Genomic DNA, 16,412 nt, shown 5'->3' on the forward strand with positions numbered 1-16,412 from the left:
GGCGGCATAGCTCAGTTGGCTAGAGCACACGGTTCATACCCGTGGTGTCCCCGGTTCAAATCCAGGTGCCGCTACCAATCCCCACGGGGCGCCAGGGGCGTCCCCTGGGGAGCTCTTTAGGCGATGTGGATGCGCCGAGCGACCTATGGCGCGTTGGTCAAGAGGTTAAGACACCGCCCTTTCACGGCGGTAACATGGGTTCGATTCCCATACGCGTCACCATTTTTCCCAGCGACAATTTGGAGGCTTAGCTCAGCTGGTTAGAGCGCCTGCTTCACACGCAGGAGGTCACTGGTTCGAGTCCAGTAGTCTCCACCAAATAAAAGGACAGAAAAGATTTTATCTTTTCTGTCCTTTTATTTGGCTTCCGCGCCGCTTGCGGCGCGCCACCCTTTTAAATTTTACATCCTCGGTCGGCGAAGCCTCCCTGCGGGAACTCTCCGCTGCGCTCCGAGATTCACGCCGGACTCCCGGCGAGGGGCGGACGGCCCGCATCTTTCGCGCGGGGAAAGGTGCCGTAATTTATGTCTGGCGTCCCAAGGTGATTTATCTTATAATGAAAAAAAGATGGGAGGGAAGGCCACTTATGGGACTGATTTTACTGGTGGAGGACGAGCCGGGCGCGGTCGCGCTGATGCGCCGGTACGTGGAAAACAGCTCGCCGGATCACACGTTCGCGGCGTTTCCAAAGGCGGCCGAGGCGCTCTCCTACGCGGTGGAGCACAAGGTGGACCTGATCATTTTGGACATACAGCTTTTGGATTACCGGGGGACCGAGCTGGCCAGGCAGCTGCGCGCCATGCCGGAATACCGGTTCACCCCCATCCTTTTTACCACCGAGCTGGCCGGGGAGGAGCTGTCCGCCTACCGGGAAATCAAATGCTACGATTTTTTGGTGAAGCCGTTCACGGAGGCTGAATTTCACAAGGCCTTTCGAGCGGCCCTTGCAATGGGGGAGCAGATGCTGGCGGCGCCGGAGATCCTGCGGATCGAGCAGAAGCAGTTTTTGTTTGAATACGAGATTGGAACGATTCTCTATATGGAGTCTTTTGGGAAAAGGATCGTGATCCACACGGCGCAAAACGGCGGGAGGATGGTGGCCGACCAGATCTCCGGGTACAGCCTGGCAAAGCTGCTGGACATGGCGCCGCAAAACCGTCTGCTGCAATGCCATAAGAGCTTTCTGGTCAATCCGGCTCACATCAGTAAAATAGACAAGGCAAACCGCCTGCTTTACCTGAAGGGGTGCGAAACGGCCATCCCGATTGGGGAGAAATATCAAAAAGCAGTGTTTGAGCGGGAACGGCCATGACGATTTCTGTTTTTTTGCAGAGCGTGCTGGACGGGCTGCTCCTGTCCCTCTCCTGCCTGGGATTGCTGGGCGGGGCAAGGGGGAAGCTGGACGGGCTGCTCCCACTGCTGTTTGCCGGGGTCTGCCTGTTTGCCCGCCTGGGGCTGGGGGACCAAGACGCTGAAATGGCGTATGCCGTGCTGCCGGTGGACCATATCGTCGGGGTCCTGTTCCTCTTTCTGGGCGTGCTGTTATTAAACAGCCTGTGGTTTCGAAAGGGCGAGGGGCATACCCTCTTCGGCACGGCCGCCGCCTTCGCGCTGTATCTCCTGCTGCGGGAGCTGTGCCTGCTGTTCCTGGCCCTGTGCGGCCTGGGGGAGCCCGTGTGGTACCTCTATGTGGGCCGGGCGCTGTCCCTGGGCCTGTGGCTGGCGCTCTGGGGTACGGGGGCGCTGCGGTGGCTGCGGGACAAGCTGACGGAGGGGGACACTGTCGTTTGCATGGTGTGCGGCAATACGGCGCTGGTGCTTTTGCTGCTGCTCCTCCTGTTTCGGTTTGATCTCTCCGCCATGGTCCACCGGCTGCCGGTGACGGTGGGGGCGGTGGGACTGCTGGCGGTCTGCGACGCCGTCGTCATGCTTCTGCGGCAGCACCGCCTCCAGGACCGGCGGAGAGCGGCGATGCTGGAGCAGTATCTTCCTCTGGTGGAAGAGCTGATCGAGCAGGTGCGGGCGCGCCAGCACGACTTCAACAACCAGATGATGGCGGTAGAGGCGGCGGTTACCACCGCGCACGATTTGCGGGAGGCCCAGGAGGCGGTGACGGCGCTGCTCCGGCATGTCAGGCTGGACGGCCCGGACAAGGAATTGCTGAAGTGCGACAGCAAGGTGATCGGCGGGCTGCTGTTTGGAAAAGTGAAGCAGGCGGAATTGAAGCGGGTCCGTGTGGAGGTGACGGTCGCGGGCGGGTTTCTCCGCCGCGCCTTGTCGGAGGCCGACTGGGTGGAGGTGATCGCCATTTTGCTGGACAACGCCGTGGAGGCCGCTTCCCCCGGGGACGTGGTGTACGCCAGGGCGGTGGAGGAAGGGGAGGGCCTGCGGTTTTCCGTTTGGAACCCCCACGGGCCGTTGTCCAATGTGGAGTTTATCCAGATGTTCCGGCGGGGCTGGTCCACGAAGGGGGAGGCCGGCCATGGCTACGGCCTGTACAATGTCCGCCAGATCGTGGAACGGCACGGGGGAAAAATCGTGACCGGCAACGATCAGTTGAATGGTATCCCCTATATCACCATCGGGGTATTGGTTCCCTGAAAATAGAAGCGCAACACAGCGGGGGTTTTATGGGACGAGGGGTTTCGTTCCCATAAAACCCCTGTTTGTTCCCGTTGCCTTGTCTTTCCGGCGGGGGATGCTAATATGAAGACGTTGACGGATTCATTCCCATCGAAAGGAAGAACAGACATGCGAAACTTCATATTGGAAGGAAAGAAAATAGCCAAGCCGGTGCTGGTCACGACGGTTCTCCTCACGCTGCTGACCTGTATCCTCTCCTGTACCCTGTATCGGGAGTATACCCTCCACTTTGAGCTTGACCCCTGGGAGATCGGCACGGAGTTTTTGAGCCTTTTGTTCCCCCTGTTTGTCACCATTCCGATTTGCTGGCAGCTTTACTACGAGCGGCGGGACCGTTTCCTGACCTACACCCTGCCCCGAATCGGCAAGGGCCGCTATCTGGTGACAAAGTGGTGCGCCTGCGCGGTATCCGCCTTTCTCATAATGATGGTGCCTTATTTTGTCTCCGCCCTGTTTGCCCTGTATGTCAGGGCACCGCAGGCGCTTTGGCCGCTCCCCGTGGGCTACTCCCACGTTTTCCTGGATTTGTACGCCAAAGCGCCGGTCCTCTACGCGCTGGCGCTCTCCGCGTGGAAGGGGCTGCTGGGGGTCCTGACCATGACCTTCGGCTTTGTCCTGGCCCTTTACGGCGGCAATATATTCGTCATCCTGACGGGGCCGTTCATCTATGTCATTCTGGAGAACTTCTTTTGGGCCATCCTCGGGATGCCGGGCCTGCGGTTTGTGACGGCCTTTGAGCCCACCAGCATGAGCGCGGAGGCGGTCCACGCCGGGTCATTTATCGCGGGGCCGGCGCTGATGTGTGTTGTGATGGGGTTGGCGGCCTTCTTCTTTCAAAAAGGGAAGAAGCGCTCCATTTACCAGGTGTGAACCCATGGCGCGCCGCGTGTGGGAGAAGGTCGGCCTGGGGAAGTTCTTCCTGCTGTTTGGGCTGTCCCTTCTGTTTGGACTGACGGAACGGGTGAACGGGCAGGGCTCCCTTCCCCTTCATTTGCTGGCGGTCCTGAACGACCAGTATTATTTCACTTTCGGTGTGCTGCCTGTGTTCCTGTTTCTCTGCGCCGGCGTGATGGAGGACGACACGCTTTTGGTGCTGACGCGGTATGGAACCTATGGCCGGTACTTTTTCCACAAATGGCGGGCGCTGTCCGGCATCGCGGCCCTGTTCTGGCTGGGGCAGATGGCGGCGGTCCTGCTCTCCGGCCTGGGGCTTCCCATCGCAGGAGGCTGGCCGGAGGCGCCGGGCGGCCTGTGGGGGGAGGTATTCACGCTGCTGCGGGGATACTTCCCATCCCTCTGGGCCGCCATCCTCTGCTGTGCCGGGCAAGTGCTGCTGGGGTACTGGCTGATTGCTCTGACGGCCCTCTGCCTGGGCCACTTCTGCGGCCGGTCCCTGGCAGTCAAGCTGCTTGTGGGGCTCTATTTGTTCGCGGTGCTCTGGCTCCAGCTGCCGGTCATGTCCCGTCCGCCCCTTGTGTTTTTGACCGGAATCAACCACTGGGTCGTTCTGCTCCACAATCTGGCGCAGCCCTGGCGCCTGCCGCTGACCGCCGTGACCACGGCGGTGCTGGCGGCCGGGATGGTGTGGCTCGTCACCCGGAGATGGCGGTGGCGGCCCAATGTTTCCGGGCGGGGCAGGCATGGGCTGGCGTCCTATTACCGCCGGGTCCTGTTTACCGGGAAAAACGGTCTGGTACTGATTGGCTTGATTGCCCTTGTGACGGCATGGACCTGGATTGCCGGAGGCCCGCCGGAGGATGGCACGGACTGGCTGGTCCGCCTGTTCGCGGGACACGGCACCGGGTATTTCTACCCCATGGGTCTGCTGACCCTGCTGACCATCGAGCTGCTCCCCCTGTGGCCGCTGGGGGGATTCTGCACCCAGGCGGCCGGGGAACGCTCCGTTTTTCTGACGGTCCGTCTGCGGCGGCGGACAGAGCTGCTGGGGGCGCTCCTTTATACCGGGCTTCTCTGGCTCCTGCTGTACGGCGGCCTGCTGGCGCTCGCGGCCGTCGTGCCGCCCCTGCTGCTGGACCTGTCCCTGGATTGGGGCTTGGCCGCGGCGGCGGTGGGGCTGAAACTTTTGGATGCCGCGTTTCAATTTCTGCTGATCCTGTCCGCCCTCTGCGTGACGGGGCAGGCGACGGCTGGATTTGCGGCCGCCCTGCTGCTGCATTTTCTTTGCGTGCTGCCCATCCCGTGGCTCCCGGTGGGACTTTCCAGCCTGGCGCGGCTGGACCTTCCCCAGACGGGCGGAACCGTGCCGGCCGCGTCCGCCGCCGCGCTGCTGGCGGCCCTGTCCCTGCTTCTGGTTCTCTGGCTTTACCGCCGGGGCGTCAGGCGGCTGTTCAATCATTAAGGAGGAACACCTATGGAACCCATCATTTCATTGCGTAACGTCAGTAAGAGCTTTTCCGGGCGGCGCGTTCTGGCCAATGTTTCCCTGGACATTGAAAAGGGGAGCACCGTGGGCATCGTCGGAACCAACGGGAGCGGAAAATCGGTCCTGTTCAACCTCATCTGCGGCTTTCTGGTCCCGGACAGCGGGGAGGTCTGTGTGAGGGGGCATGCCCTGGGCAAGGGCCGGGATTTTCCCGAGAACGTGGGGGTGCTGATCAACGCCCCCGGCTTTATCGGGCTCAATACGGGCCTGCAGAATTTGCGGTACCTGGCCGGGATCCGCGGCGTGGTCGGGGAGAAGGAAATCCGTGCCGCCATGCAGAAGGTGGGGCTTGACCCGGAGGACAAGACCAAGGTGGAGCATTACTCCCTGGGGATGAAGCAGAAGCTGGGCATCGCGCAGGCCATCATGGAGCACCAGGATATCCTGATTCTGGACGAGCCGTTCAACGCCCTGGACTACAAGACCTACAACGATACAAAGGAGATCATCCGCGTCCTCCAGGCGGAGGGGCGGACGATTCTCATGACGTCCCACAACTATGACGATTTGGAAACGCTGTGCACCCACATCTATGCCATAGAAGAGGGTGAGCTGGGGGTTCTGTCCGGGGAGGAAATGAAGAAGCGGTTCCGGGGGTGAGCGGCGGCTGTGCCGCTCCGGGACCGCGGGATTGAAAAAGGACGGGACCCCGCCAGCGGGGTCCCGTCCTTATTTGATTGGGATAAAAATCTTGACCTCGTTGCTTGGGTCGTCGAAGGAGAGCACCTCTCGCTCATAGACTTCAAAGTCCTCGCGGTCGTCCAGCTCCACGCCCGCGGTTGGCAGCCACGTGCCGAAAATGTATTGATAGGTTTTGACCAGGTTCGCGAAGGTCCCCCGGTGGGTGAAAACCGCGTACCTTCCCGCCCGCAGGACTTTTTGCTCCAAGGACAAGGCGGGCGGGAGATGGTCGAAATCGTCCACGGGGCTGCCCACCATGACGGCGAAGAGTATGTCGCCGTCTTTGGTATAGGTGGTCTGCTGTGTTTCACAGATACCGTATCCCGCGCCGGGGGGCGGAAACAGGTCTTTCAGGCCTTTATGGAGACGCAGGAATTCCTCCCACAGTGCGGGGAGCCGGTTATCGGAAAGGGAGGTCGTGCCCCGGAGGCCGGCTATCCTCGTCTCCTCCCGCGTGACAAACTCGGGCGAGCGGGAGATGTTGGCCGCGATATGGGCCACGTCTTCGGGCAGCAGCTCCCTCTTGGCGTTCACCACCAGGTCGAGCCCCGCCCTTCGGTATTCCACCGGGCTGCTGCCAAAGGCGGCCTTGAACGCCCGGCTGAACGCCTCCGGCGATTGAAACCCGCAGTCGAGGGCGATGTCGATGACCCGCTGGTTGGAGTGGATGAGCTTTTCCGAGGCATTGTACAGCCTGCGCCGGTTGATGTAGCGGCCGACGGATTCCCCCAAAACGGAGGAAAACAGCCGCGTCATGTGGTAGTAGGAATAGCCGGTCTCCCTCGACACGTCGCTCAAGCCGATGTTTTCATTCAGGTGATGCTCGATATATTCGATGGCCCGTTCCAAAGGGGATATTTGGTTCAAAACGGCACCTCCCTCCACCTCTTTTATGATACCATACCGCATGACCGCCCGCCAGAGCTAAAAAATGCCGCAAAAAGCATCAGGATTAAAATTCTTCCCTTTGATAGGCTGGAGACGGAATGACGAAAACCGAAACAGCTAAGGAGAGAAGAGAAATGGAAGAACCAATCAAAGCGGAGGGGCTAAACCCGCTTGCGGCCGCGCCGGTCGGCAGGCTGCTGGTGCAATTCGCAGTGCCGTCCGTCCTGTCCATGCTGGTGGACGCCCTGTATAACGTGGTGGACCAAATCTTTATCGGGCAGGGGGTCGGTTACCTGGGCATCGCCGCCACCACGGTGACGTTTCCCTTCGTCACCATCCTGTTGTCCGTCGCCACCCTGCTGGGAATCGGCGGCAGCGTCTATACCGCCATGAGCATGGGCGCGGGCAGGCGGGAGGAGGCGGAAAAGACCCTGGGGGCCGTGTTTACGCTGTCCGTGGTCGTAGGGATTTTGTTCACCGTGGTCTGCCTTGCCTTTTTGAGGCCGTTGGCGCTGGCCTTTGGGGCGACGGAGGGCGCGGGGGGTTCCCTGCCCTATGTGCTGGACTATGCCCCCATCATTTTGCTGGGCGCCCCCTTCAGCATTGCCGCGGTCGCGCTGTCCAGCATCGCCAGAGCGGACGGCAGCCCCGTGCTGGCCATGGGCTGTTTTCTGGCGGGGGCGATTTTGAACCTCATCCTCGACCCCATCTATCTCTTCGTTTTGGGCTGGGGCGTTAAGGGCGCGGCCATCGCCACCGTGACCTCGCAGGTCTTGTCCGCCGGGATTCTGCTGGTTTATTTCCTGAAAAAGGGGCGCATCCGCTTAAGGAGGAAATATCTCCGCCCCGCCCTCCCGGTCTGCGGGCAGGTGGTCATGTTCGGCCTTCCGGCCTGTATGATCCAAATCGCGGCGGCGATCCTGCAAATCGAGCTGAACAAGGCGGTGGTGCGTTTTGGGGCCGGGGCGGTCAGCGGAGAGGCGGCGCTTAGCGCGGTTGGCATCGTGCTCCGAATCAGCACCATCGTCGTCTCTATCTGCGTGGGGATTGGGGTCGGCATCCAGCCCATCATCGGATTCAACCAGGGGGCCGGCTTGGACCACCGGGTAAAGGAGACCGTTCGGAGAGCGCTGGGCGCGGCCTCCGCCGTTTCCGTCCTTGGGTGGCTGGGCTGTGTCCTGTTCCCAGCGCGGATTCTGGGGCTGTTTGGGGTGGATAGCCCGGCGTATCTGGAATTTGGGGTCCGGTGTATGCGGGTCTTCCTGCTGGGGATGCCCGTGGCGGGGTTTCAGGTCGTGACCGCTCAGTATTATCTGGCGACGGGGCAGGCGGTCAAGGCCCTGCTGCTCTCCGTCCTCCGCCCGCTTCTGCTGATGATTCCCCTCATCCATATGTTCTCCCGGGTTTGGGGCATGGACGGCATTTTGTACGCGAGCCCCACGGCGGATTATCTGACCGCGCTGGTCGTGGCGGTGCTGCTGTGGCGCGATAGGCGCAGGGCATTTGGGAAATGCTGACTGCGGCGCGCGACTTCCCGAGTGGGGGAAACGGCAAAATATCATACAAGACCTGGGGTGTTGCGCCAGGATATACTAATAAAATATGAAGAGGTGTAACCAGATGGCGGATATTCTTGTGCATGGGCTGACCCAGAACAATTTGAAGCACGTCACGTTCCGGGTCCCAAAGGAAAAAATCACGGTGTTTACCGGCGTGTCCGGCTCCGGGAAGTCCAGCATCGTCTTTGACACCATCGCCGCCGAGTCCCAGCGGCAGATGAACGCCACCTACCCGGCCTACGTGCGCTCCAGACTGCCCAAGTACCCCAAGCCGGCGGTGGAGCGCATCGACAACCTGACGGCCTCCGTGGTAGTGGACCAGTCCCCTCTGGGCGGGAACGCCCGCTCAACCGTGGGGACCATCAGCGGGCTGTACGCCAGCCTGCGGCTCCTGTTTTCCCGCGTCGGGAAGCCCTATGTGGGCACGGCCTCCTACTTTTCCTTCAACGACCCCAACGGCATGTGCAAGACCTGCTCCGGCCTGGGGAAGATCACCAAAGTTGACGTGGAGGCGATTCTGGACCTGGATAAATCCTGGAACGAGGGCTGCGTCAAGGATTCCCTCTACCGGCCCGGGTCCTGGTACTGGAAGCAGTACGCCCAGTCCGGCCTGTTCGACCTGGACAAGCCCATCCGGGCGTATTCCGAAGAGGAATACAACCTTCTGCTCTACGGCTCCCGGGACGGCAAGGGCGAGCCGGAGCACCCGAAGGTGACCGGGCTGTACCACAAGTACACCAAGACGCTTTTGAACCGGGACATCAGCCAAAAAAGCAGACACACCCAGGAGAAGTCCCAAAGCCTGGTTGCCGAGATGGAGTGCACCGACTGCCACGGGAAGCGGCTGAACGAGGCCGCCCTCAGCTGTAAGATAAACGGCTATTCCATCGCGGACCTGTGCGGCATGGAATTGACCCGGCTCCGGGAGGTCTTGTCGCAAATATACAATCCAACGGTGGACGTTTTGGTGTATACTCTGATTGAGAGCTTGGACCGAATGATCGAGATCGGCCTGCCCTATCTGCATCTGAACCGGGAGACGCCCTCCCTCTCCGGCGGGGAGGCACAGCGGCTCAAGCTGGTGCGGTACATGGGCAGCAGCCTGACCGGCATGACCTATATCTTCGACGAGCCCAGCGCCGGGATGCACCCCCGGGACGTCTACCGCATGAACGATTTGCTTCGCCAGCTTCGGGACAAGGGCAATACCGTCCTGGTGGTGGAGCACGACAAGGACGTCATCTCCATCGCCGACCACGTGATCGACGTGGGGCCGGGGGCCGGGCAGAACGGCGGGGAAATCGTGTTTGCGGGCAGCTACCCGGAGCTGCTTGAGGCCGACACCCTGACGGGGTGGGCCATGCGGCAGGTTTTGCCCATCAAAGAGGCGGTCCGCCGGGCGGCGGGCAGCCTGCCGGTTCGGGACGCCTGCCTCCACAACCTGAAGCACGTGGATGTGGACATTCCCCTTGGTATCATGACCGTGGTGACCGGCGTGGCCGGCTCGGGCAAGAGTACCCTGATTTCCCAGGTGTTTGCCAAACAGTATGAAAGCGACGTCGTGATAATTGACCAGGGCCCCATTACGGCCACCAACCGCTCCACCCCCGCTTCCTACTTGGGCTTTTTTGATGAGATGCGCAAGCTCCTGGCGCGGGAGAGCGGCAAGCCGGAAGGCCTGTTCAGCTTCAACTCCGCCGGGGCCTGCCCGGTGTGCGGCGGCAAGGGCGTCATCGTTACGGAGCTTGCCTTCATGGACCCCATCGTGACCGAGTGCGAGGCCTGCGGCGGCGTGCGGTATAATAGGGAGGCCCTTGCCTGCACTTACAAGGGTAAAAATATTGTGGAACTGCTGAGCCTGACCGCTTCCCAAGCGCTGGAGGTGTTCGAGGACGCCAAGATCCGCAAGCGCCTGAAGGGGATGGAGCAGGTGGGCCTGGGCTATCTGACGCTGGGAGAGCCCCTCGGCACCCTCTCCGGCGGCGAGCGCCAGCGCGTCAAGCTGGCGAAGAACCTGGGGAAAAAGGGCGGCATCATCGTGATGGACGAGCCCACCACCGGTCTGCACCTGTCCGACATTCAAAATCTGCTCAAGCTGTTCGACTTCATCGTGTCCCGGGGGAACACACTGGTGGTGATCGAGCACAACCTGGAGGTCATGAAGCAGGCGGACTGGATCATCGACATCGGCCCCGACGGCGGAGACAAGGGCGGCGAGGTAGTGTTCACCGGCACGCCGATGGAGATGCTGAGAAGCGCGAAAACACTGACGGCGGACAGTCTGCGGGCGGCCTGTTCGGGGTAAAAGGTTGATATATCTTGTTGATACATATTAAGGGCAAAGATGATTCTGTGGAAAGGAAGAGGGGTTAAGGCTATTGGGAAACGATGAATTGCGGATGCATCTGGACCAACTTCACACAACTGAATTAGGCGCCTTGCGAATAAAAAGAAATTTCGCTTTGGATACCGATGATGTGGTGGGTTGGTGCAGAATGAAAATGAAATCTCCCGATGCCGCAATCAGAAAAGACGGGAAAAACTGGTATGTTACAACGGAGGGCTGTATCATAACAGTCAACGCGCAGAGCTTTACCATTATTACAGCTCACAGGGAAAAGAAACAAAAGAAAGCCGACATGCCAAGATAAGGAGGATGAGTACATGATGCGCGACGCTGAAAAAACGATTGGGAATTTGATCGACAAGCAAGGAGTCTCCTTTGTCGCGTCTATTTCAGAAGATGGCTTTCCCAACATGAAAGCCATGCTGCCGCCCCGCAAGCGGGTGGGGATACGGGAATTTTATTTTACCACGAATACCTCTTCCATGCGGGTGGCGCAATACAGGAAAAATCCAAACGCCAGCATTTACTTTTGCGACAGGCGGTTCTTCCGGGGCGTGATGCTGGTCGGCCGTATGGAAGTGCTGGAGGATGCCGCCAGCAAGGAGATGATCTGGCGGGAGGGCGACACCATGTATTATCCCGGCGGGGTCACCGACCCGGATTACTGCGTCCTCAAATTTGTCGCGGAGAGCGGCCGCTATTACGCGAATTTCCATTCCGAATCCTTTGAAGTGGGCGGGGACGGACGAACCGAATCTGTCAGGGAGAACAAAAATGATGCGTGAAAAAGATACGTTCCAGGATTTTTTGGCGTGCGTCGATGGGGAGAACCGGGAGTTTGTGAGCGATCTGCATGACGAGCTGACGAAGCTGGGCTGTAAGACGGAAGTGAAGCCCGCCAAGAGCGGCTATGTGGTGTCCTACATCCTGAACAAAAAGACGATCGCCAATTATGTGTTCCGCAAAAAGGGGCTTCTCGCCCGGATCTACGCGGGCCATATCGCACAGTATATGGAGCTTTTGGAGGAGATGCCCGATGGGATGGCGCGCTCCGTCCAGGAAGCGCCGGTCTGCAAGCGCCTGGTGGATCCGGCCGCCTGCAATCAGAAGTGCTCCATGGGCTATGACTTCATTTTGAAGGGCGAACGGCTGCAGAGATGCCGCAACAATGCGTTCCTGTTTTTGCTCGATGAGGAAAGCAGGCCGTTTATAAAATCGCTGCTGTTACATGAGGCTGAGGCGGCTGTTTAAGACGCGCGCAGCTACGGCGGGAATTCCGTATGGGGATATGAAATCCGTGGCGTGGAGCCCCAGAGAATAAAAGAATATCATTTGCCGGCCGCCCGTTGGGCGGGTATCCGGGATTTTCGGGGAAATCATATTGGCGGGGAACAGATTTTGTGATATCGGAGTTTATGATTTGGCAGGATGCGGCTCAGGGCCATGGGCGGCCGGCCGGCAGATGGGACTTGGGCAAAAAGAAAGCCGCCCCGGTGAAGGGGCGGCTTTCTTGAAAGGTCAGCCTCAGGCGGCGACGCGGACGTTGATGGCCCGCTGCTTGTTGCGGTCCTTGGGATCGGCCTCGGTGTCGTAGGAAACCGCCTGGCCCTCGGCCAGGGTGCGGAACCCGTCGGACTGGATGGCGGAGAAGTGGACGAACACGTCGCCGCTGCCGTCGTTGTTGGAGATGAACCCAAAGCCCTTTTCCTCGTTGAACCATTTGACAGTACCGTTATGCATAAACAAGTACCTCCTAAAAATTGTTATTCAAAGTGCAAATAAAAAAGCCACCGGCGATAAGTCAAAATGGAAATTGACTTACATCCAGTGACAATCAATTCGAGCATTTAGAATACTTACTTAGTATACCCGAGATTTCTGAAAATAGCAAGCTTTATTTTTGAGATGGAAAAAATATTGTGGGATCAATGGCGATTGAGGCATACCGGGCAGGGATTTTTCCCAATTCACAAATCCTTCACAGATCATTCAAAGTCTGTCCAACCATTCCCGCCGGTCCGGTGGTATCTTATAGTCACAGCAACGGAGAAGGGACACTCCGGAGCTGCTTCCAACCTTTCTCTTTCTCATTTCCTTTTCTCTTTTTTCATCTCTCTCAAGAAAAATGGACCTGCCTTCGGGCGGGTCCATTTTTCTGTTTCTGAAAATCAGGGTTCGGCTTTCGACAGCGCTCCCGGCGGGGCGGAAAGCCTTGACAGAGTGGCGCGGGACGTGATACCGTAAGAAAAAAGAGGTGTGCGCCATGCAGCTGCAGCAGCTTTTCTACTTTGCGGAGGTGGCCGAGCGGGGGAGCATCAATAAGGCCGCCGAGGCCCTGTTCGTGTCCCAGCCCAGTTTGAGCAAGGCCATCATCAACCTGGAGAGCGAGCTGAACATCCGGATCTTCGACCGGAACAACAAGGGGGTCTCCCTCACGGAGGACGGGAAGGCCCTCTATCAATATGTCCGCACCATCCTCAACCAGATGGAACTCATCGAGGGGATCTCCTCCGCCGACGCCCCCAAGGTGCTGTCGGTGTGCTCCTACCCCGTGCTCACCGTATCCAGGGCCCTGGCGGAGTTCTACCGCCGGCGGCAGGGGACGGGGATCGCACTGCGGCTCACCGAGGCCCGGCTGGGGGAGGTGGTGGACTCGGTGGCCAACTCCGCCGCCGAGATCGGCATCGTACTGGTCAACAACGCCCAGTTCAAGGAGTTCCGGCACACCATCGGCTATAAAAACCTGGAGTTCAACCCCATCGCCCAGGACACCTGGTACGTGAACGTGGGGCCGAAGAGCCCCCTTTATGGTCAGACCGAGGTGACCATGGAGGAGCTTTTGGACTACCCGGTCATCCGGCGGGACGATGACTATTTTTCCAATCTGACCTTCTATCTGGAGATCGACGGAGTGAAACTGACGTCCTTTAAGAAAGTGGTCCACGCAAACGACTCCGCCGCCATCGTCAACATGATCCAGGCCACCGACGTGTTCCGCTTCACCCCCGGCGTCAGCCGCAGGGACTACGACCTGCGGGGGATCCGGACCATTCCCATCCGCAACTGCGGCGTGGAGATCTCCATCGGCTGGATCCGGCGGAAGAAGGAGCTTCTCTCTCCAGGGGCGGTGGAGTTCATCGATATTTTTACCGACCTGTGCCAAAAAGCATTGGATTAGGAGGAAGGGGACCGGCTGAAGGCCGGTCCCTTTCCTTTTGCGCGGCTTTCTAAAAAAGGATGAAAACAAGGCTATGTCCTTGGGGCTGAGGCGTGACGGACCCTTGTTCGGCCCTGGCTCCGGCCCCTTTGTTTTGTGCGGAACCCACAAAACAAAGGGGCTTTTTTTATGCGCTTTCCATTATTCGGCCAGGCTATAACTGTGATATGAAATTTTGAACTTAGGCAAAACCAAAATTGTTTGCTAAGCTAAAGATACAAAACAAAGAGAAAGGGGCCTGCTTATGATACCCGTGGTCGCTATGGCCATCCTGCTGGCCACCTACGCGCTGGGCGAGATGTGCGCCCAAAAGACCAAGGCCGTGCTGTCCACCACCCTGGTAATGGCCGTCGTCCTCTTGGCCGCCTTCTGGTCCGGCCTGCCCTCCACCATCTTCAAGGACGCCGGGGTAAGCCAGATCGGCAACATCATCGCCGTGATGCTCATCGTCTCCCTGGGCACCACCATCGACTTTGCCGAACTCAAGCGGCAGTGGAAGGTGGTGGTCACCGGCTTCGTGTGCGTGGCGGCGGCGGTGGCCCTCATCATCCTGGTGGGCGGGCCCCTTATGGGCCGTGAGCTGGCGGTGGCGGGCTCCCCCATCTTCGCCGGGGGCTCGGCGGCCACCCTCATCATGACCACCGCGCTGAAGGAGCGGGGGCTGGAGAGCCTGAGCACCTTCTGCATCGCCCTCTACGTGACCCAGAAATTCATCGGCATCCCCATCGCCTCTCTCCTCCTGCGCCGGGAGGCTAAGAGCTTCCTCAAGGATCCGGATAACCTGGCGCTTTACGCCGACGCGCCTGAGCTCCCCGCCGGGAGCGTCCGCCGCCGGCCCCTGGAGCTGCCCGCCGCCTTCGCCCGGCCCTCGGTGTACCTGGCCAAGCTGGCTGTGGTGGCGGTGATCGCCTACTTCGCCTCCAAGCTCACCCATGACTATGTCCACTTCTTCGTCATGGCCCTGCTGATGGGCATCCTCTTCTGCGGCCTGGGCTTTCTGGAAAAGGACATTTTGAAAAAATCCCAGGCGTCCTCCCTTATCACGTTCATCTCCACCATTGTCATCTTCTCCAACCTGGCGGACACCACCCCCGCGGACGTGGCCGCCGTGCTGGTCCCCCTGCTGCTCACCGCCGCCCTGGGGACCGTGGGCGTGTTCCTGGCGGGGCTGGCGTGCAGCAAGGCGTTGCACATCGGCCTGGGGCTGGCGGTGTCCATGGGCATCAGCTGCACCTTCGGCTTCCCCACCACCATGCTCATCCCCCAGGAGGTGGCCGAGGCCTTCGGCACCACCCCGGAGGAAAAGACCGCCCTGACCAACTACCTGCTGCCCAAGATGCTCACCGCCGGGTTCGTCACGGTCACCATCTCGTCGGTCCTGCTGGCAGGGGTGGTGGTGAACCTGCTGTAAGTTTACCATAATGCAATATAATTTACATAATACATAATTGGAGGAATTTATGAAAGAACTGGATCAGATCGTCCGGGACTACGTGGACGCCCACCGCCAGGAGATGCTGGATCTGTGGCGGGACCTGGTAAACACTGAGAGCGGCCCGGCCCAGAAGGAGGGCGTGGACGCGGTGAACGCCCTCCTGCGCCGGGAGATGGAGGCCGCCGGAATGTCCACCAGGGTCATCCCCATGGAAAAAGTGGGGGATGTGCTGGTGGCAGACTGGGACAACGGCAGCAAGGAGGCCCCTGTCCTCCTCATCGGCCACATGGACACCGTCTTCAAGCCCGGCGCGGTGGAGGAGAACCCCTTCCGGGTGGATGAAAACGGCAATGCCCACGGCCCCGGGGTGCTGGACATGAAGGGGGGCGTGGTCATCGCCCTCTACGCCGTGAAGGCCCTCCAGGCCGTCGGCTATTGCAAACGGCCGGTAAAATTTGTCCTGGCCGGGGACGAGGAGACCCTCCACCAGAGCTCCAACGCCCAGCAGGTCATGGCCGATGAGGTCCGGGGGGGCGCCGCCGCATTCAACTTCGAGACCGGCTATCCCGATGACGGGATCGTGGTGGGCCGCAAGGGGGGGAGCATCGTTTCCTTTGCCGTCGAGGGGGTGGCCGCCCACTCGGGCATCGCCCCGGAAAAGGGCCGCTCCGCCGTGGAGGAGGCCGCCCACAAGATCATCTCCCTCCAGGCCATGAACGACATCCCCAGAGGCAAGCTCATCAACTGCGGCATGGTCTCCGGGGGCATCGGGGAGAACACCATCGCCGGGGCCTGCAGCCTGCGCTGCGGGCTGCGGTTCCCCACCATGGAGATCAAGGAGGAGCTGATGGCGGGATGCCGGGCGGTGGCCGACACCGTGTACGTGGAGGGCACCAAGACCACCATGAAGATCGAAATGGTCATGGATCCCATGGAGCACACCGAGGGGGTCCAGAAGCTTTACGAGCTGGTGGAGGAGACCGCCCGGGACATCGGCTACGGCCCCGTCCACCCCTTCGAGGTGGGGGGCGTGTCCGATTCCTCCATCGCCGTGGTGGCGGGGGTGCCCACCGTCTGCGGCATGGGGGTCAAGGGGGAGTTCAACCACACTGAGAAGGAATACGCCATCGTGGAAAGCCTGTTCAGCCGGGCCAAGCTGGCCGCCTCGGCCATGGCCAGGATTTGACTGTAAATGAGAA

15 protein-coding genes and 3 tRNA genes are annotated in these 16,412 nt (G+C 60.0%); 16 read left to right on the forward strand and 2 right to left on the reverse strand.

The features are described 5' to 3' along the window. The 8 genes from AAEU42_RS03020 to AAEU42_RS03055 all read left to right on the forward strand — a co-directional run bounded on the left by AAEU42_RS03020 (position 1) and on the right by AAEU42_RS03055 (position 5,686). Positions 1–77 (forward strand) — tRNA-Met (locus AAEU42_RS03020). A gap of 70 nt (positions 78–147) precedes the next feature. Beyond that, positions 148–222, forward strand: a tRNA-Glu gene (locus AAEU42_RS03025). A gap of 19 nt (positions 223–241) precedes the next feature. Continuing rightward, positions 242–318 (forward strand) — tRNA-Val (locus AAEU42_RS03030). A 268-nt stretch (positions 319–586) separates the two neighbouring features. After that, positions 587–1,312 (forward strand): LytR/AlgR family response regulator transcription factor, encoded by a 726-nt coding sequence (locus AAEU42_RS03035; protein WP_342232053.1) that lies wholly within the window; start codon positions 587–589, stop codon positions 1,310–1,312. Further along, entirely contained in the window at positions 1,309–2,601 is a 1,293-nt protein-coding gene (locus AAEU42_RS03040) for a sensor histidine kinase (protein ID WP_342232054.1), read from the forward strand. The genes AAEU42_RS03035 and AAEU42_RS03040 overlap by 4 nt, the downstream gene beginning before the upstream one ends. Positions 2,602–2,751: 150 nt before the next feature. Then, the gene (locus AAEU42_RS03045) at positions 2,752–3,513 is read left to right on the forward strand and encodes a hypothetical protein (protein WP_342232055.1); all 762 of its coding nucleotides are present in this window, start codon (positions 2,752–2,754) and stop codon (positions 3,511–3,513) included. Positions 3,514–3,517: 4 nt separating this feature from the next. Continuing rightward, entirely contained in the window at positions 3,518–5,002 is a 1,485-nt protein-coding gene (locus tag AAEU42_RS03050; protein ID WP_342232056.1) for a hypothetical protein, read from the forward strand. Positions 5,003–5,014: 12 nt separating this feature from the next. Then, positions 5,015–5,686: an ABC transporter ATP-binding protein gene (locus AAEU42_RS03055; RefSeq protein ID WP_342232057.1), complete on the forward strand. Its 672-nt coding sequence runs from the start codon at positions 5,015–5,017 to the stop codon at positions 5,684–5,686. Positions 5,687–5,755: 69 nt separating this feature from the next. Here AAEU42_RS03055 and AAEU42_RS03060 read toward each other — a convergent pair whose 3' ends face one another. After that, a complete protein-coding gene (locus tag AAEU42_RS03060) occupies positions 5,756–6,634 on the reverse strand; it encodes an AraC family transcriptional regulator (RefSeq protein WP_342232058.1) in 879 nt (292 codons plus the stop codon). Positions 6,635–6,789: 155 nt separating this feature from the next. Between AAEU42_RS03060 and AAEU42_RS03065 the strand changes: the two genes are divergently transcribed. The 5 genes from AAEU42_RS03065 to AAEU42_RS03085 all read left to right on the forward strand — a co-directional run bounded on the left by AAEU42_RS03065 (position 6,790) and on the right by AAEU42_RS03085 (position 11,812). Next, positions 6,790–8,172 (forward strand): MATE family efflux transporter, encoded by a 1,383-nt coding sequence (locus tag AAEU42_RS03065; protein ID WP_342232059.1) that lies wholly within the window; start codon positions 6,790–6,792, stop codon positions 8,170–8,172. A 103-nt stretch (positions 8,173–8,275) separates the two neighbouring features. Continuing rightward, a complete protein-coding gene (locus tag AAEU42_RS03070) occupies positions 8,276–10,519 on the forward strand; it encodes an ATP-binding cassette domain-containing protein (protein ID WP_342232060.1) in 2,244 nt (747 codons plus the stop codon). A 73-nt stretch (positions 10,520–10,592) separates the two neighbouring features. Beyond that, entirely contained in the window at positions 10,593–10,865 is a 273-nt protein-coding gene (locus tag AAEU42_RS03075) for a DUF3781 domain-containing protein (protein ID WP_342232061.1), read from the forward strand. A 13-nt stretch (positions 10,866–10,878) separates the two neighbouring features. After that, the gene (locus AAEU42_RS03080; RefSeq protein WP_342232062.1) at positions 10,879–11,346 is read left to right on the forward strand and encodes a pyridoxamine 5'-phosphate oxidase family protein; all 468 of its coding nucleotides are present in this window, start codon (positions 10,879–10,881) and stop codon (positions 11,344–11,346) included. Next, complete coding sequence (locus AAEU42_RS03085) at positions 11,336–11,812, forward strand: hypothetical protein (RefSeq protein ID WP_342232063.1); 477 nt, start codon at positions 11,336–11,338, stop codon at positions 11,810–11,812. Before AAEU42_RS03080 ends, AAEU42_RS03085 begins: the two co-directional genes overlap by 11 nt. 273 nt (positions 11,813–12,085) lie before the next feature. On the opposite strand, the gene AAEU42_RS03090 is transcribed toward AAEU42_RS03085, so the two are convergent. Continuing rightward, a complete protein-coding gene (locus tag AAEU42_RS03090) occupies positions 12,086–12,301 on the reverse strand; it encodes a cold-shock protein (protein ID WP_342232064.1) in 216 nt (71 codons plus the stop codon). Positions 12,302–12,824: 523 nt separating this feature from the next. Between AAEU42_RS03090 and AAEU42_RS03095 the strand changes: the two genes are divergently transcribed. From AAEU42_RS03095 to AAEU42_RS03105, 3 genes are all read left to right on the forward strand, one after another. Continuing rightward, positions 12,825–13,739, forward strand: coding sequence for a LysR family transcriptional regulator (locus AAEU42_RS03095; RefSeq protein WP_342232065.1), 915 nt, complete (start codon positions 12,825–12,827; stop codon positions 13,737–13,739). Between the two features lie 283 nt (positions 13,740–14,022). Further along, positions 14,023–15,189 (forward strand): hypothetical protein, encoded by a 1,167-nt coding sequence (locus AAEU42_RS03100; RefSeq protein ID WP_342232066.1) that lies wholly within the window; start codon positions 14,023–14,025, stop codon positions 15,187–15,189. Between the two features lie 49 nt (positions 15,190–15,238). Further along, a complete protein-coding gene (locus AAEU42_RS03105; protein ID WP_342232067.1) occupies positions 15,239–16,399 on the forward strand; it encodes a M20 family metallopeptidase in 1,161 nt (386 codons plus the stop codon). Positions 16,400–16,412: the final 13 nt, after the last annotated feature.

Origin of the sequence: Pseudoflavonifractor phocaeensis (assembly GCF_038439875.1) — a bacterium.
Taxonomy (GTDB): Bacteria; Bacillota; Clostridia; order Oscillospirales; family Oscillospiraceae; genus Vermiculatibacterium.

Coding starts and splice junctions, on each gene's coding strand:
- AAEU42_RS03035 (WP_342232053.1), top strand. CDS start 587: ATGGGACTGATTTTACTGGTGGAGGACGAGCCGGGCGCGGTCGCGCTG.
- AAEU42_RS03040 (WP_342232054.1), top strand. CDS start 1,309: ATGACGATTTCTGTTTTTTTGCAGAGCGTGCTGGACGGGCTGCTCCTG.
- AAEU42_RS03045 (WP_342232055.1), top strand. CDS start 2,752: ATGCGAAACTTCATATTGGAAGGAAAGAAAATAGCCAAGCCGGTGCTG.
- AAEU42_RS03050 (WP_342232056.1), top strand. CDS start 3,518: ATGGCGCGCCGCGTGTGGGAGAAGGTCGGCCTGGGGAAGTTCTTCCTG.
- AAEU42_RS03055 (WP_342232057.1), top strand. CDS start 5,015: ATGGAACCCATCATTTCATTGCGTAACGTCAGTAAGAGCTTTTCCGGG.
- AAEU42_RS03065 (WP_342232059.1), top strand. CDS start 6,790: ATGGAAGAACCAATCAAAGCGGAGGGGCTAAACCCGCTTGCGGCCGCG.
- AAEU42_RS03070 (WP_342232060.1), top strand. CDS start 8,276: ATGGCGGATATTCTTGTGCATGGGCTGACCCAGAACAATTTGAAGCAC.
- AAEU42_RS03080 (WP_342232062.1), top strand. CDS start 10,879: ATGATGCGCGACGCTGAAAAAACGATTGGGAATTTGATCGACAAGCAA.
- AAEU42_RS03085 (WP_342232063.1), top strand. CDS start 11,336: ATGATGCGTGAAAAAGATACGTTCCAGGATTTTTTGGCGTGCGTCGAT.
- AAEU42_RS03090 (WP_342232064.1), bottom strand. CDS start 12,301: ATGCATAACGGTACTGTCAAATGGTTCAACGAGGAAAAGGGCTTTGGG.
- AAEU42_RS03095 (WP_342232065.1), top strand. CDS start 12,825: ATGCAGCTGCAGCAGCTTTTCTACTTTGCGGAGGTGGCCGAGCGGGGG.
- AAEU42_RS03100 (WP_342232066.1), top strand. CDS start 14,023: ATGATACCCGTGGTCGCTATGGCCATCCTGCTGGCCACCTACGCGCTG.
- AAEU42_RS03105 (WP_342232067.1), top strand. CDS start 15,239: ATGAAAGAACTGGATCAGATCGTCCGGGACTACGTGGACGCCCACCGC.